Origin of the sequence: Dolichospermum sp. UHCC 0315A, assembly GCF_008121535.1 — a bacterium.
Lineage (GTDB): Bacteria > Cyanobacteriota > Cyanobacteriia > Cyanobacteriales > Nostocaceae > Dolichospermum > Dolichospermum lemmermannii.
The window spans coordinates 1167193-1181143 of sequence record NZ_CP043056.1 but is presented as its reverse complement, the minus strand read 5'-3'; the positions used below and the strand labels follow the sequence as shown (position 1 = coordinate 1181143).

General features: G+C 37.1%; 12 protein-coding genes. 6 read left to right on the top strand and 6 right to left on the bottom strand.

The features are described 5' to 3' along the window. Positions 1 to 168: 168 nt before the first annotated feature. Positions 169 to 441 (bottom strand): hypothetical protein, encoded by a 273-nt coding sequence (locus tag BMF77_RS05455; RefSeq protein WP_148761247.1) that lies wholly within the window; start codon positions 439 to 441, stop codon positions 169 to 171. 408 nt (positions 442 to 849) lie between these two features. Between BMF77_RS05455 and BMF77_RS05450 the strand changes: the two genes are divergently transcribed. The 3 genes from BMF77_RS05450 to psbA all read left to right on the top strand — a co-directional run bounded on the left by BMF77_RS05450 (position 850) and on the right by psbA (position 6713). After that, a complete protein-coding gene (locus BMF77_RS05450) occupies positions 850 to 3882 on the top strand; it encodes a DUF1574 family protein (protein WP_148761246.1) in 3033 nt (1010 codons plus the stop codon). A 75-nt stretch (positions 3883 to 3957) separates the two neighbouring features. Then, entirely contained in the window at positions 3958 to 5457 is a 1500-nt protein-coding gene (locus BMF77_RS05445; RefSeq protein ID WP_148761245.1) for an MBOAT family protein, read from the top strand. A 173-nt stretch (positions 5458 to 5630) separates the two neighbouring features. Beyond that, positions 5631 to 6713: a photosystem II q(b) protein gene (psbA, locus tag BMF77_RS05440; RefSeq protein WP_015083105.1), complete on the top strand. Its 1083-nt coding sequence runs from the start codon at positions 5631 to 5633 to the stop codon at positions 6711 to 6713. 129 nt (positions 6714 to 6842) lie between these two features. Here the strand turns inward: psbA and BMF77_RS05435 are convergent, their stop codons facing one another. After that, on the bottom strand, positions 6843 to 7733 hold the full coding sequence (locus tag BMF77_RS05435) for a hypothetical protein (RefSeq protein WP_148761244.1): 891 nt from the start codon (positions 7731 to 7733) through the stop codon (positions 6843 to 6845). Between the two features lie 152 nt (positions 7734 to 7885). Here BMF77_RS05435 and BMF77_RS05430 point away from each other — a divergent pair, with 152 nt between their 5' ends. The 3 genes from BMF77_RS05430 (at position 7886) to BMF77_RS05420 (ending at position 10955) form a co-directional block, all read left to right on the top strand. Beyond that, positions 7886 to 8410 carry a Ycf51 family protein gene (locus BMF77_RS05430; RefSeq protein WP_148761243.1) on the top strand — a complete coding sequence of 175 codons (525 nt, stop codon included), beginning with the start codon at positions 7886 to 7888 and terminating at the stop codon, positions 8408 to 8410. A gap of 164 nt (positions 8411 to 8574) precedes the next feature. Then, positions 8575 to 9753 (top strand): iron-containing alcohol dehydrogenase family protein, encoded by a 1179-nt coding sequence (locus BMF77_RS05425; RefSeq protein ID WP_148761242.1) that lies wholly within the window; start codon positions 8575 to 8577, stop codon positions 9751 to 9753. After that, complete coding sequence (locus tag BMF77_RS05420) at positions 9750 to 10955, top strand: aspartate aminotransferase (protein WP_148761240.1); 1206 nt, start codon at positions 9750 to 9752, stop codon at positions 10953 to 10955. Before BMF77_RS05425 ends, BMF77_RS05420 begins: the two co-directional genes overlap by 4 nt. Positions 10956 to 11038: 83 nt before the next feature. On the opposite strand, the gene BMF77_RS05415 is transcribed toward BMF77_RS05420, so the two are convergent. The 4 genes from BMF77_RS05415 to BMF77_RS05400 form a co-directional block, all read right to left on the bottom strand. Beyond that, a complete protein-coding gene (locus BMF77_RS05415; protein WP_015083101.1) occupies positions 11039 to 11434 on the bottom strand; it encodes a type II toxin-antitoxin system VapC family toxin in 396 nt (131 codons plus the stop codon). 4 nt (positions 11435 to 11438) lie between these two features. Next, the gene (locus BMF77_RS05410) at positions 11439 to 11693 is read right to left on the bottom strand and encodes a hypothetical protein (protein WP_148761238.1); all 255 of its coding nucleotides are present in this window, start codon (positions 11691 to 11693) and stop codon (positions 11439 to 11441) included. A gap of 44 nt (positions 11694 to 11737) precedes the next feature. Then, positions 11738 to 13129, bottom strand: a complete 1392-nt coding sequence (locus BMF77_RS05405; protein ID WP_148761236.1) for a hypothetical protein — start codon at positions 13127 to 13129, stop codon at positions 11738 to 11740. Positions 13130 to 13340: 211 nt separating this feature from the next. Then, positions 13341 to 13682 carry a hypothetical protein gene (locus BMF77_RS05400; protein WP_015083098.1) on the bottom strand — a complete coding sequence of 114 codons (342 nt, stop codon included), beginning with the start codon at positions 13680 to 13682 and terminating at the stop codon, positions 13341 to 13343. Between the last annotated feature and the right edge of the window lie 269 nt (positions 13683 to 13951).

The following is a 13951-nucleotide window of genomic DNA, read 5'->3' as shown; positions in this document are numbered from 1 at the left end:
GCTAACGCCACGCTTCGCTATCAGGAATTCAGGAATTCAGGAATTCAGGAGTTCAGGAGTCAGAAGGAAGAATAAAACTACCCAATGACAACGGACAACTGACAACTGACCAATCCGATTAAAACTTCGGGACGCAAAATAGAATGATTTTCTGTTAAGGGTGTGATGTTAGTTGCGGCTGGTATTGGGTGTACTCCTTGGGAATTGACCCTTGTCTAATTTGTGATCATCTGGGAAATTGAGAACAGGTAAGCGATCGCCTCGTAATAATTCTTCACTTGCTTCACCCAGTCCGATTAATGCCTCGCCCGTAGCTTTTTGAGCCATGAGTAGCATCAGTATAGATACTGTACCAACTTGTAAAAGACAAGCAGGGGAAATAGTGAATGCAATGCAATTTAATCCAGATTGAGAAAAGAACTGTTGGTTTACGGATGGCATTGTAATTTTCAGTAATTAGTAGACGTTTATTTAGTCATCTTCAGATGACTTTTGCTATGAGACTGGGAATTTATTCCCAGGCGGGCTACGGTATATTACATCAATGTTAACAGTAGAAAAATATAGCAGGAAACGGGGAAAAGGTTAAAACTATTTTGGTGTCTGATAGCACCGCATAATGTTGGTAATGTTTTATTTATCCCTTGCAGAAGGTATTGACTCCTTGGCGCAGCACCCCTACCTCCTGATTTCTAAACTCTTGATATAAGACTATCTTTGTCAATTTTGCAAGCTGCAAAGGTAACAAAATTGTTAAAAAAAACGGCAAAATGTGATAATTCTATGATTCTAGTTGACAAGTACAGCCGAAATTCCCCAATACAACCTTGCTGTTAAATTCCACCGCCCATGAAAACAGTATTACTTGATAATCGTCAAAATTCCTTAGTGCAATGGGTAAGCCAAGCAACAGGTATAAATACTTTCGGGGTAAAAGTCCGATTGCTAGGTAATGACCTACATATTCTCTGTGAAAGCGTTGAATGTCCACAACGTTGGCAAACCTTATCGGAGTTACTGCAAGCGCTACAGCAAACCGATGTAGATACCCTTACCAATGACGAACAACCGTCAATATACCAGATATTAATTTATGGTCGAAAAAAAGGGGAACACCGTCCCGAATGGTGTCATCGGGTGTACTTGAACCAACTAGAGCAACATTTAGAACAGGTAAAACAGTCACTATTATCACAAACAGAAACGCCTATAAATCCCGGTGGCTCGTTAATTATCTCTAATGAGAGTCTGGCACGCCAAGGAGATGCCGATGCCATTGCTCGCTATTTGAGCGAACATCTCAGCCATTTAGGGATAGCAGTACAGGTAAAAATTCAACCCTCTCCGGCGAAAAATAACTCTCAGATAGTCGTTAATCGTCTGTGGGTATTTTGTCAGTCTAGCTATAGCCCCGATCCATCATTACTGGCAGAAACGGTAGCCCAAAAGCTCAGATATTTGCAGCTTGTTGGTTATCAGGATGGGATCATTGTAGCCCAAGTTCGCGGGGAAACCGACCCAGATTGGCGGGTAAGAGTAGATTTAACACCTCCAGAGGTGATGTTAAAAGAATGGGCGCGGTGGGGAGATGTGCAAGCGATCGCTAAAATATTAACAGAGGAATTATCAGGGTTCAAAATAGCACTAGAAACTTCTCTCAGAGAATCTACTTTACACATATTTTGTACTCCAGCTTTTGACCCCTTAGAAACCGCCCCTGCACCAGATAAAGAAACCGCGCTACATTCCATTGTCCCCCTGCTAAAAAATATTGCTCCTCAAGCTATTATCTCAGCCGCCATATACGGACAAAAAACAGCGGATAAAAAACCAATTTGGATAGACTGGGTATCTTTACCAGCATCCCAGCATCCCACCCTAGTGACATCTGCTTGGGAACTTGCCCGTACAGGTGATCAACCAGCAATTATTTTTTTACTAGAGCGGTTGCTTAATCCTGACCTAGATTGGCGATTGAAAACAGGTGGTATTCGGGTATTACTAGTTTGCAAAGAATATTTATTACACATCATGTGTGATGCTACCGTTTGTCCCACACGCCATCAAGTTTCTCGGAAAGTGACTCAATTTATCCGCCAACTGAAAATTCATGGTATTACAGGTGTCCGTGTTTATGGTCGTCGTGCTGGTGATAAAGAACCCGTATGGCATCATGGAGTTGATCTAGAAGAACGTTCTCGATTAGTCCCCGAAGCAACACCAGAATTTGCTGCTACATCAGAATATGTAAATTCCCTGATGATCGGTGAAAACGGTGAAGAAATTTTGCGTCCTGATTTAACAAATACAAAAGTACAAAGTTTTATCAAAGAAAAAACAAAAAATTGGTTAACAAATACCAATAAAATCATCAGAAATTTACTTTTAAACAGTCAACTATTTACATCATCTAATCAAGAAATAGATGAAAATCCCGACAATCAAGGAATTAGCAGTGGAATGATTTGGCTGGCATTAGGATTACTTCTCGCATTACAAAGTGATTTCATGTTAGGCTATGTTGTCGCCCATACTATTAAGAATTCACCAAAAGCTACTAATAATACTATTTCGCCCTTATCCTCACAAGCCCAAGCATCTTTACCATTACCAAATAATCAGAAAACATCATTTTTAAATCAATCAGGAACAACCGAATTACCTAATAATAATCAAGCTGCTTTTAATGCTTCTGAATTTATCAATGAAAATGGTTCTCAATCAGAAAATTTACCAGCCGCACCATTAAAAGAAAAAGCTACAGCTACAGCGATTTTATTAGCAGCTAGATCACAAACGCCCAGTTTTAATGCTAGGCAATTAGATGAACAATTAGCCCTCTATAAACATCGTTTAAACACCAAAAAACGTCCACCAGATGTTTTGATTATTGGTTCTTCTCGCGCCCTGAGAGGAGTTGATCCTGTCGCCCTTTCTAAAGCTTTAGTCACCCAAAATTATAGCAATATTGATATATTTAACTTTGGTATTAATGGAGCAACAGCCCAAGTCGTTGACGTTCTTATCCGTCAGGTTTTAAAACCTGAAGAATTGCCAAAAGTTATTTTATGGGCAGATGGTTCTCGCGCCTTTAATAATGGCAGAGAAGATATTACTTTCAATGCAATTGAAACCTCACCAGGATACAAGGAAATATTGCAAAAAGCCAAAACAACGGTCAAAAATAATGAATTTCCTCATAACCCAGAAGATGGAAAAGAAAAAATTAGTAGTAAACCTAAGATAGAAGATATTAGTATCTATCAAGTCGCTAACGATTCGTTAAATCAGTCTGTAGCTAATTTATCTGCTAGTTATAAAAACCGTGATCAAATTAAAATTCTTCTCCAAAAACAACTTCAATATCTACCTTTTAGCTATCAAAATCCCCCGATTAAATCAAAAATTAATCTCACCCATGATTCTGAAATAGACAATAATTTTTCTCTCCCCGGAGTTGATTTTGATGGATTCTTACCTTTATCTATTCGCTTTAATCCCAGCACATATTATCAAAAACACCCCAAAGTTTCTGGAGATTACGACAACGATTATAAATCTTTCCAATTAGCAGGTAAACAAGATCAGGCATTCCATTCTATGTTAGAGTTTACCAAAAATAATAAGATCTCCCTTGTCTTTGTCAATATGCCCCTTACTTCAGATTATTTAGATCCTGTACGCACAAAATATGAACAACAGTTTCAAGAGTATTTATTAAGCTTTACCAATCATCCTCAATTTATATATCGTGATTTAAGTCAGCTATGGCCAAAAGCAAATGATTACTTTTCAGATCCTAGTCACCTCAATCGCTATGGTGCTTATGAAGTATCAAAAAAACTGGCTATAGATCCAATGATTAGCTGGCCAACAAAGTGATTAAATAGGGAAGAGAAAAAAATACTTATCTTCTTTCTTCCCAATCACAAATTCAAAATCATAAATTAATCAAAAATGAAATTTATATCAATTTTTTACGGGCTGTTTTTGTTGAGTGTTTTAGGAATCTACTGGACTGTTAATTTAGCAAATATAAGATTATGGATACTGCTAATAGCCAGCCTTGTTTTCTACGCATCTTTGCACATTCAATATTTACCATTACTTTTAGCACTAACTTTTATTAACTTCCGTCTAGGTTTAGAAATTGGCAGCAATACTTCACCAGGAAAGCATTCTCAAAACTGGAATTTATCTAACGAAGAACGGCAATTTACCCAAGCTGACTGGAATCAACGTCGTCTCAAAGTGTTGTCGATTGGTATAGGTTTTAATGTTTTTATTCTTTTAGGTTTTAAATACATAAATTATTTCCTAAATTTAGTTTTTAATCAGCCGACAAATTCACCAGAATCATTAATTAAGTTAGTTGCACCTTTAGGAATTTCTTTCTTTACATTTGAATGTATTGCTTATTTAATAGATGTTTATCGTGGTGCTACTGCTACTACTAAATTTATCCAATTTGCCACATATAAATTATTTTTTGCCAAACTAATTTCTGGGCCAATTACTCGTTACCATAATTTAGCAATTCAATTTGATACCCTAAGATTTCCCAGCATTGATAGAGTTGCTGAAGGACTGTGGTTAATTGCTAGAGGTGCGGTTAAAAAAGGTATTTTCGCTGATAATTTGGGTATATTTGTGGATTTATGCTTTGGTAACTTACAAAGAGCAGGTAGTACAGATTTGTGGTTAGCTACCTTTGCTTATGGCTTGCAACTATATTTAGATTTCAATGGTTATGTTGATATTGCTCGTGGTAGTGCTTTACTATTTGGTTTAGTTTTACCGGAAAATTTTGATTTTCCCTATTTCAGTACCAGTATTGCCGATTTTTGGCGACGCTGGCACATCACATTGGGTGATTGGTTGCGTAATTATCTTTATTTTCCTTTAGGTGGTTCTCGACGTGGATTAATGCGTACCTGCGGAAATTTATTAATAGTAATGCTAATAGCTGGTATCTGGCACGGTTCAGCTTGGGGTTTTATTATTTGGGGTGTATTGCATGGTATCGCTTTAGCTGGGCATCGTCTCATTAGTGTATTAAGCGATCGCTTGACAATTCTTAACTTATTTTGGAAAAACCCGCTAGGAATAATTTTTGCTTGGTTTTTGACACAAATCATGGTTTTTACATCTTGGATTTGGTTTCGTCTCCCCAACCTCCAAGACTCTGCTTTAGTTATTCAGCATCTTTGGGGTCATGGGGGTGATCAACAATTTGCCGCAAAGGTCTATATAGAAGCTCTAAATATGAGTCAATATCAAATTTCTTATTTGCTGCTCGGCATAGCTTTGCTGATGAGTATTTCTTATGCTTTTAAACGAGAAATGAAATTAGAGTTTAGCTGGCCAATTAAAATTGTTTTTGTCCCCTTATGCTTTTATGCGGTTTGGTTACTAGCGCCTGAAGGCAGTTTACCTTATATATACTTTGATTTTTAGGAGTGAATTTGCGGCTGCAATTTCTGTAAACCTCATTACATTAGGAAAACATATAACTGATATAACTAATACTAATTCTAATTATCTTTACAAATTTAAACTTATCCTCTAATGTTGTATACAGGTAGGCAAAACCACCTACCAACATCATAAAAAAATAAAGCAATTATAAAATGACCACAACCTTACAACAGCGCTCAACCGCTAACGTATGGGATCGCTTCTGCGAGTGGATCACCAGCACCGACAACCGGATTTATATCGGTTGGTTTGGAGTATTGATGATCCCTACCCTGTTAGCCGCTACTACCTGCTTCATCATCGCTTTCATCGCTGCGCCTCCCGTTGACATTGACGGTATCCGTGAGCCAGTTGCAGGTTCTTTGATCTACGGAAACAACATCATCTCTGGTGCAGTTGTTCCTTCCTCTAACGCTATCGGTTTGCACTTCTACCCAATCTGGGAAGCAGCTTCCTTAGATGAGTGGTTGTACAACGGTGGACCTTACCAATTGGTAGTATTCCACTTCTTAATCGGTGCAGCTTGCTACTTAGGCCGTGAGTGGGAACTTTCTTACCGTTTGGGTATGCGTCCTTGGATCTGTGTAGCTTTCTCTGCACCTTTAGCAGCAGCTACCGCAGTATTCTTGATCTACCCAATTGGTCAAGGTTCATTCTCCGATGGTATGCCTTTGGGTATCTCTGGAACATTCAACTTCATGATCGTGTTCCAAGCTGAACACAACATCTTGATGCACCCCTTCCATATGTTGGGTGTAGCTGGTGTATTCGGTGGTTCTTTGTTCTCTGCAATGCACGGTTCTTTGGTAACTTCTTCCTTGGTTAAGGAAACAACTGAAACCGAATCTCAAAACTACGGTTACAAGTTCGGTCAAGAAGAAGAAACCTACAACATCGTTGCAGCCCACGGCTACTTCGGTCGTTTGATTTTCCAATATGCTTCTTTCAACAACAGCCGTCAATTACACTTCTTACTAGCTGCATGGCCAGTATTTGGTATTTGGTTCACCGCTTTGGGCGTCAGCACAATGGCGTTCAACTTGAACGGTTTCAACTTCAACCAATCCGTCATTGATTCTCAAGGTCGCGTTATCGCTACTTGGGCTGACGTAATCAACCGCGCTAACTTAGGTATGGAAGTAATGCACGAGCGTAACGCTCACAACTTCCCCCTAGACTTGGCTGCTAGTGATGTTGCTCCTGTTGCAATGAGCGCTCCTGCAATCAACGGTTAATAATTAAAGCTTTGTTAATAGCTTAATTACAGAATCACCCTCCAGAAATGGGGGGTGTTTTTGTTTTGGATATAAAGTCAGCAGCTACCAATCCTTTCCTTAAATCAATGGTTTGGGGTAACTAAGTAACTAAGTAACTAAGTATAAATTATCAATAAATTTATCATCAGGCAGGTAATTTGGACAATTATTTGCTGTTTTTGCATGAAAGCGGTTTCTAAAAAAATAACAGTATATAGGTATATCTTTCCCTTTATCAACAAGTAGTCTATGATGGTGACAGAAAAAACAATTTTTATATAAAGATAATAATAGAGAAGCATTATTCTCAATATTTTCATGAGAGTTTATTGTGTTTTTAAAACCATTAATACATATACCATGACAGAAATCTTTTTTTTGTTCCCTGTTAAAATTCCAGAAATCTATTTTCTCATTTTCTGACAAAAGCTTATTATTAATCGGCTTAATATCAAGTTCACTGTTGATGTTCAATTCAATAATACGCTGTTCTGATTGCCTTTTTTCTAGGGTAGACTTATGGGTTACTGCTATCTCTACAAAAATCTTTTGTCCGTTTTCATGACTAAGTAGCAAGTCAGGAATAAACGAACCATCTTTGGGTTCTAACTTAATGAGGTTAAAGTATTGAGTTAAATCAAATTTATGTTTACCCTTACTGAAAATGCAGGGAATTAGCAATTTTTCCTCGTGAAAGCTACAGTATTTAGTAAAGTTGATTTCTATCCAAAAAGGTTGATTTTCTTGCAAACAAGTATTATAAATTTCGTGAAATCTGAACTTTGCCAATTTGTGCAAGTAAGTTTCATGAGAACATTCAATATCTACTTTATGCCGAAAATGCTTTCTCCTTGTTTGTCCCAAGACAGGAAGTAGGAGATTATCGCATGATATACACTTGAATTGTTCACGTCTGACTTCTGAACCAGCAATTAAACTATCAATATTTATAGTTTTACCACTCGAATTGATAGCGTATTGGTATTGTACAGTTTCCATATCAACTAATAAGATTTATACCATTAATTCTAGTATACTAAAATTATGGTAATACATAGATCGAAGGTTTCTTAATGGATACTCGCAGTATCGAGAATCTGAGGCGTTGTATCAACGGTAGAATGGGTGGGAATGTTCATAATTAAAACCTTATGCCTAGTACAGCTAATTTTCTGCAATATACCCAATGGTCAGGTATTGCGACAATAGTATTTGCAGTCCTGACAATCTTAGCTTTCATTCTTAAATGGGGCTTTCGCTTTCGACTGGTGGGTGCAACTGGCTTTATGCTGGTACTGACAGGGGGATTATTTTCACTTTCCCTCGTTCCCCTGAGTCGCACAATTATTCCTGGTGCTGTCAAGTACAGCCTAGTTTATGATAACGGTTCTAACCAAACAGTAATTGCCGTCGCACCAGAAATTACTCCCACAGAATTAGAAGCAACTTTACGTCAAGCAGCTAGTAACCTTTATTCCTATGGTCGCTTAGGTACTGGTGGTAGTAAGGAAATGATAGTCCGCGCTCGCACTATTATCCACCCAGAAATAGGGTTATCTGTACCGCTGTACTTGGGTCAAATAAATCGCACTTTGGTCAGTCGTGAAGACCCAGAAATGGCGGTAGAAGTTTATTTAGATAAATTTGCTTCATTACCAAAACCCACTGCTTTATAGGTAATTGGTAATTGGGAATGGGTAATTGGGAAGAAAAATATTCTCCTCTTCCCCCTGCCCCCTGCTTCTTTCTTGTTTGCACATTTTTTGGTCATCTATCATACAATAAAGATTATTTTAAAATTTGATTAAGAAATATCAATAGTTTTGGCAAAATCAAGATCATGCCTAATCAACATTCTACTGAAACTTTGTCCACTCAAACCTCTAGTTCATTTTTCAGCCTTTCTGTTTCCCCTGGGAAAGTAATTCGCGGTGCGGGTGTGTTGTCAACCGTTGCGGGTGAAGTTGCTAATTTGGGAACTCGTCCCTTAATTATTGCTGGAAATCAGACTCTCAATCTGAGTCAAGAGAGTTTACAATCTCTTTGCCAATCTCCAGAATTACATCCTTTGTCAGTTTCCTATGGTGCTGATTGTTGTGAAGCTAGTTTGAAAGCCTTACGCAAAGCCGCTAAAGAACATAAAGCTGATCTGATTATCGGGATTGGTGGTGGTAAAGCCCTAGATACGGCTAAATTAGTCGCCCACCAATTGACATTACCAATTGTCACAATTCCCACTTCTGGGGCTACCTGTGCGGCTTGGACTGCCCTTTCTAATGTCTATTCAGAAACTGGGGCGTTTTTATATGATGTGGCTTTATCTCGCTGTCCTGATTTGCTGATTTTGGATTATAATTTAGTTCAGACTGCACCTCCAAGCACATTAATAGCAGGAATTGGGGATGCGATCGCTAAATGGTATGAAGCATCAGTAAGTAGTGGGCATTTGCAACAAACTTTAATTATTGCTGCGGTTCAACAAGCGCGAATTTTACGCGATATTTTATTGCAAAAGTCTGCTGCTGCGTTACAGTTTCCGGGTGGGGAAGTTTGGCAAGAAGTTGTGGACGCAACTGTACTCCTAGCTGGAGTAATTGGGGGACTTGGTGGGGCGCAATGTCGCACAGTCGCTGCCCATGCAGTTCATAATGGCTTAACTCATATTTCTGGACATGGTAGTATTCACGGGGAAAAGGTCGCTTATGGTATCCTGGTACAACTGCGGTTAGAAGAAATGATCCAAGGAAATCAATTAGCAGCGTCAGCAAGACAACAATTGTTGAAGTTCTATGCAGAGATTGGACTACCCCAAAAATTAGCAGATTTGGGATTAGGTAATATCACTCTGGGTGAGTTACAAACAGCAGCGGAAATTAGTTTAGAACCTAATTCTGATATCCACCGTCTACCGTTTAATGTAGCGTTGGAACAATTGATGGCCGCAATGGTTTCTACCACTGCACCAATAGATATTAATCGTGTTTCCACCAGGGGAATAAGTGACGAGGTGAAGGAATGAGTTTGAGTTGGATTTCTCCCGCAGAACGGATACAAAAATTGCCGCCTTATGTGTTTGCCCGTTTGGACGAATTAAAGGCTAAGGCTAGAGAACAAGGGTTAGATTTGATTGATTTGGGTATGGGTAATCCTGATGGACCTACTCCCCAACCAGTGATAGAAGCCGCAATTGCAGCTTTGCAAAATCCCGCTAATCACGGTTATCCCCCATTTGAAGGAACGGCTAGTTTCCGTAAGGCGATTACTCAATGGTATCATCGCCGTTATGGTGTTACCCTTGATCCTGATAGTGAGGCTTTACCCTTACTCGGTTCTAAGGAAGGTTTGGGGCATTTAGCGATCGCCTATATTAATCCTGGTGATACTGTATTAGTACCTTCACCATCTTACCCTGTGCATTTTCGTGGACCGATTATTGCTGGGGGAGTTATTCACAATTTAATTCTCAAGGAAGAAAATAATTGGTTAATTGATTTAGCAGCTATTCCTGAGGAAGTGGCTAGAAAAGCGAAAATCCTCTATTTCAATTATCCTAGTAATCCTACCGCAGCCACAGCCCCCCGCGAATTTTTTGAGGAAATTGTGGCCTTTGCACGGAAGTATGAAATCCTTTTAGTCCATGATTTATGTTATGCAGAATTAGCTTTTGATGGTTATCAACCCACTAGCTTGTTAGAAATTCCTGGTGCTAAGGAGATTGGTGTCGAGTTTCACACTCTCTCTAAAACCTATAATATGGCAGGTTGGCGCGTTGGTTTTGTTGTCGGAAATCGTCACGTTATCCAAGGTTTGCGGACTCTGAAAACCAATTTAGATTATGGCATTTTTTCGGCTTTACAAACAGCAGCAGAAACAGCTTTGCAACTTCCTGATTCTTATTTACATGAAGTGCAACAACGTTACCGCGTTCGTCGAGATTTTTTAATAGATGGTTTGGGTAAGTTAGGGTGGAATATTCCCAAAACGGAAGCAACTATGTATTTGTGGATAAAATGTCCGGTGGGAATGAATTCTACAGATTTTGCTTTGAATGTTTTACAGCAAACTGGGGTGGTTTTGACTCCTGGAAATGCCTTTGGTGTGGGTGGTGAAGGCTATGTGAGAATTAGTTTAATTGCAGATTGCGATCGCTTGGGTGAAGCTTTACAAAGATTCAAGGAAGCGGGGATTTGCTATCAGTCGGAAGTTTCTGTTTCTGCGTGATCATTAAGGTGATATGGGATAGGGGGAAATAACCAATTACCAATCACCTCAAATCTGTTTAAATTTATGATAATCAGGAATTTTTATGATTTTAACCAGTTTTCTAAGATCAGATTAGTAATATTTTCAAAATCACGAGTATTATCAGTTACTAAAATGTAATTTTGAGAAATAGCAACAGCAGCAATTAAAGCATCTAATTGTCCAGTTGGTTTTCCAATTTTTCTAAGTTCATTTTGAATTTTTCCAAATTCAATTGCTGCTTTTTCATCAAAATCTATCATCGGTAATAGATTAGCAAACTTCTTTAAATTATCTAAATTACGTTCGACTTTAGTTGAACAATAAACTCCTTTGTACAATTCTGCTAAAACTAAACTAGAAAGATAGCAAGATTGATATTTTTCATGAAACTGTGATACAACATTTTCATTAGCTTTAAGTATCGCAATACAAATATTAGTATCTAGCAAGTACATAATTTTAACTATCTAAATTAATTTCACGTCCTAAATCTTGATGACGTTCCTGATTAATAATATCAAAAATTTCATCAATTTCTGTATCATCTTTCCATAAACCAATAACAGCTTCTAACTCTTGCCATTTGGGTTGTTTAATTATTAAGTTATCTGGTATTTCTATAGAAATTTTTACTCCATCAGGTAGAAGAATTTTATCTAATATTTGATCTAATAATTCTATGGTGTTACCTTTGATAATTCCTTGTATTTTCATGATTTATTCCTTCATTAAATATCCAAGTTATGATTCATTGTAACCTACAATTTCAGCTTTTTTATCCATATACCCAACATAGCTAGAAGAGTACATACTATAGTAGCAATAATGCTTAAAACTAAAGATGCTAAAAAGGGATTTTTTGGTAATGAAGGTAGGTTAATTTTATCAATGTGTTGAACTATAATACCCGAAACTATCGCACCACCACCAAAACCGATTCCTAATATTTGTACTGTTGTTTCTAAAGAGCGATCGCTTTTAGCTTGTTCTATTTCCACTATACCACGAATTGAGTTAATGGCTTGATCTAATAATTGTGAACCATGTTGAAAATAGCCTAAATCGGCTTGAATTTGCCGTTTAAAGGTGACACAATTCTTATTTAGGAAAATTTCTAGAAAATCTAGATTTTCACCGTTTAAATTATGTTTAATTTGTGCTAATTTATCGCTATAATTATCTGCATTAATCACAATTGTATTTTGGGAATCTTCTAAACTTAAAAGTAATCTGGTGTATTCAAGTGCTAATCTAGGAAACGCTTTTAACTGGTTTTGTAATTTCTTTAAATCCTTTCTGGTTATATCTTGATTGTTTTCCAGTTCGAGAATTTTATTAACTTCAGATTCTATATCTCTATACTTTTTATCTAAGTCTTTATATATAGCCCGACTGTCTTTATAAGCTTTGATTATCTTACTATGACGAAAAAACAAATCTAGTAATTCTGAACAAGATTGTTCAAATTTATTTCCAGTTTCTTGTTTTGTAAATAAACAAATTAAAACTTGTTGATATTGACTAGATTGATTTGGTAAACCATATTCAAATATCGGACTACCAAATAATTGACCTTGACGATAAAAAGATGGAATTGTATTTTGATTAGGGAAAATTTGCTTTAAACATTCATCAGCTATTTTTTGATGATCATTTTGAATTTTAGCATTATTTATCCAAGCTGTAATTAAAATAGTTTGTCCCAGAAATAAAGGATTTAATGGTAAAATTAAGCAATTATTGGGATTTAAAAGTTTGAGAAAATCAGTTTCTACATCTTCCGTAGGTTGGTTATTTTCCTGTTTTGGACGACGTAAATTTAACCACAAACCGTAACTATCAGAAATTCGACAAGGATAAGCGAAACCTGTAATTAAAATATCTTGTTGAGGACTTGGGTTAACATTCCCCTCCAAATATACAGCTACTTCATTTTGATCATTCAGAATATCTACTTTATTAAATCCCTCATCTTTTTTAACATCAATTTTTTGACTGAGTTGTAAATCTTGTTTGAGAACTTCTTTAAGAATATCATTACCACGTTCCCAGATAAAGTTTAAATGTTGACTATCTATATTATCATCAAAATTTGAGCCTTTATAAAGTTGAAAAGTGAAAACGTGAATATTAGGTGCATATATTTTCATAATTTAGCTATACCAAATACGACTGAAATGTGAATTTTGACAAGATTAAAAAAACAGTTAATTTAAGCCCTGGTAACTGAAAATCGCCGCTACACAAACAAATTCCGCCCGCGCAGACTAACCAAAAATCAAGGATTTGATTTTGTCTGTGTAGACGGGATTTCTAACCACCAGTTTAACTTGTATAATCAACCGATTTATTCATTTTTAATTATGGGTTTTGGGCTGGTGTCTTTTTTTCTTTCAGTTTTTCTACTTCCTCTTGTAAAAGTCGGTAGCGATTTTCTACGGTGTTTTCTTCATTTTCTGGTTTAGTTCTAGGGACTCTACCAATTTCCCTTTCCCGTTTTTCTAAAAAGACTGCATTTCTAACTTTTTCATAGTCAAGATACCATTGACGGATAGCTTCTGCAACTACTTCCGGAGGTTCAGTTTCTATACCAGCGATAGTTTTTTGTAATTCTGTGATAGCATCTAAAGAAACGTCGGAAAAAACATAATCTTGGTTTCTCACGACTTCGGTAAATGCTTGGATAATTTGATTAGCTTCCATAGGTTTAGTTTGTGAATTGATTAGTATTTTAGCTGATTTTAACTCGTTCCCAGACTCTGGCTGGGAATGCAGTTTTTCAGGCTCGGCCTGAAGTAAAATGATATAGTGGAGGTAGAGCCTCTGCAATTCATTCCCGGTCAGAGACAGGGAACGAGGGAAAACGCACTCGCATAAACTAGAAAGTCAAAATTTATAAAAATTGATTCTAGGATTAATATAGTCGGTTTTAACCGACTTTAGCTTTTAGACAGAGAATTTATTCTCTGGCT

Bases quoted from the DNA above. Each gene is read 5' to 3' on its own strand.
- BMF77_RS05455 (WP_148761247.1), bottom strand. From the start codon at position 441: ATGCCATCCGTAAACCAACAGTTCTTTTCTCAATCTGGATTAAATTGC.
- BMF77_RS05450 (WP_148761246.1), top strand. From the start codon at position 850: ATGAAAACAGTATTACTTGATAATCGTCAAAATTCCTTAGTGCAATGG.
- BMF77_RS05445 (WP_148761245.1), top strand. From the start codon at position 3,958: ATGAAATTTATATCAATTTTTTACGGGCTGTTTTTGTTGAGTGTTTTA.
- psbA (WP_015083105.1), top strand. From the start codon at position 5,631: ATGACCACAACCTTACAACAGCGCTCAACCGCTAACGTATGGGATCGC.
- BMF77_RS05435 (WP_148761244.1), bottom strand. From the start codon at position 7,733: ATGGAAACTGTACAATACCAATACGCTATCAATTCGAGTGGTAAAACT.
- BMF77_RS05430 (WP_148761243.1), top strand. From the start codon at position 7,886: ATGCCTAGTACAGCTAATTTTCTGCAATATACCCAATGGTCAGGTATT.
- BMF77_RS05425 (WP_148761242.1), top strand. From the start codon at position 8,575: ATGCCTAATCAACATTCTACTGAAACTTTGTCCACTCAAACCTCTAGT.
- BMF77_RS05420 (WP_148761240.1), top strand. From the start codon at position 9,750: ATGAGTTTGAGTTGGATTTCTCCCGCAGAACGGATACAAAAATTGCCG.
- BMF77_RS05415 (WP_015083101.1), bottom strand. From the start codon at position 11,434: ATGTACTTGCTAGATACTAATATTTGTATTGCGATACTTAAAGCTAAT.
- BMF77_RS05410 (WP_148761238.1), bottom strand. From the start codon at position 11,693: ATGAAAATACAAGGAATTATCAAAGGTAACACCATAGAATTATTAGAT.
- BMF77_RS05405 (WP_148761236.1), bottom strand. From the start codon at position 13,129: ATGAAAATATATGCACCTAATATTCACGTTTTCACTTTTCAACTTTAT.
- BMF77_RS05400 (WP_015083098.1), bottom strand. From the start codon at position 13,682: ATGGAAGCTAATCAAATTATCCAAGCATTTACCGAAGTCGTGAGAAAC.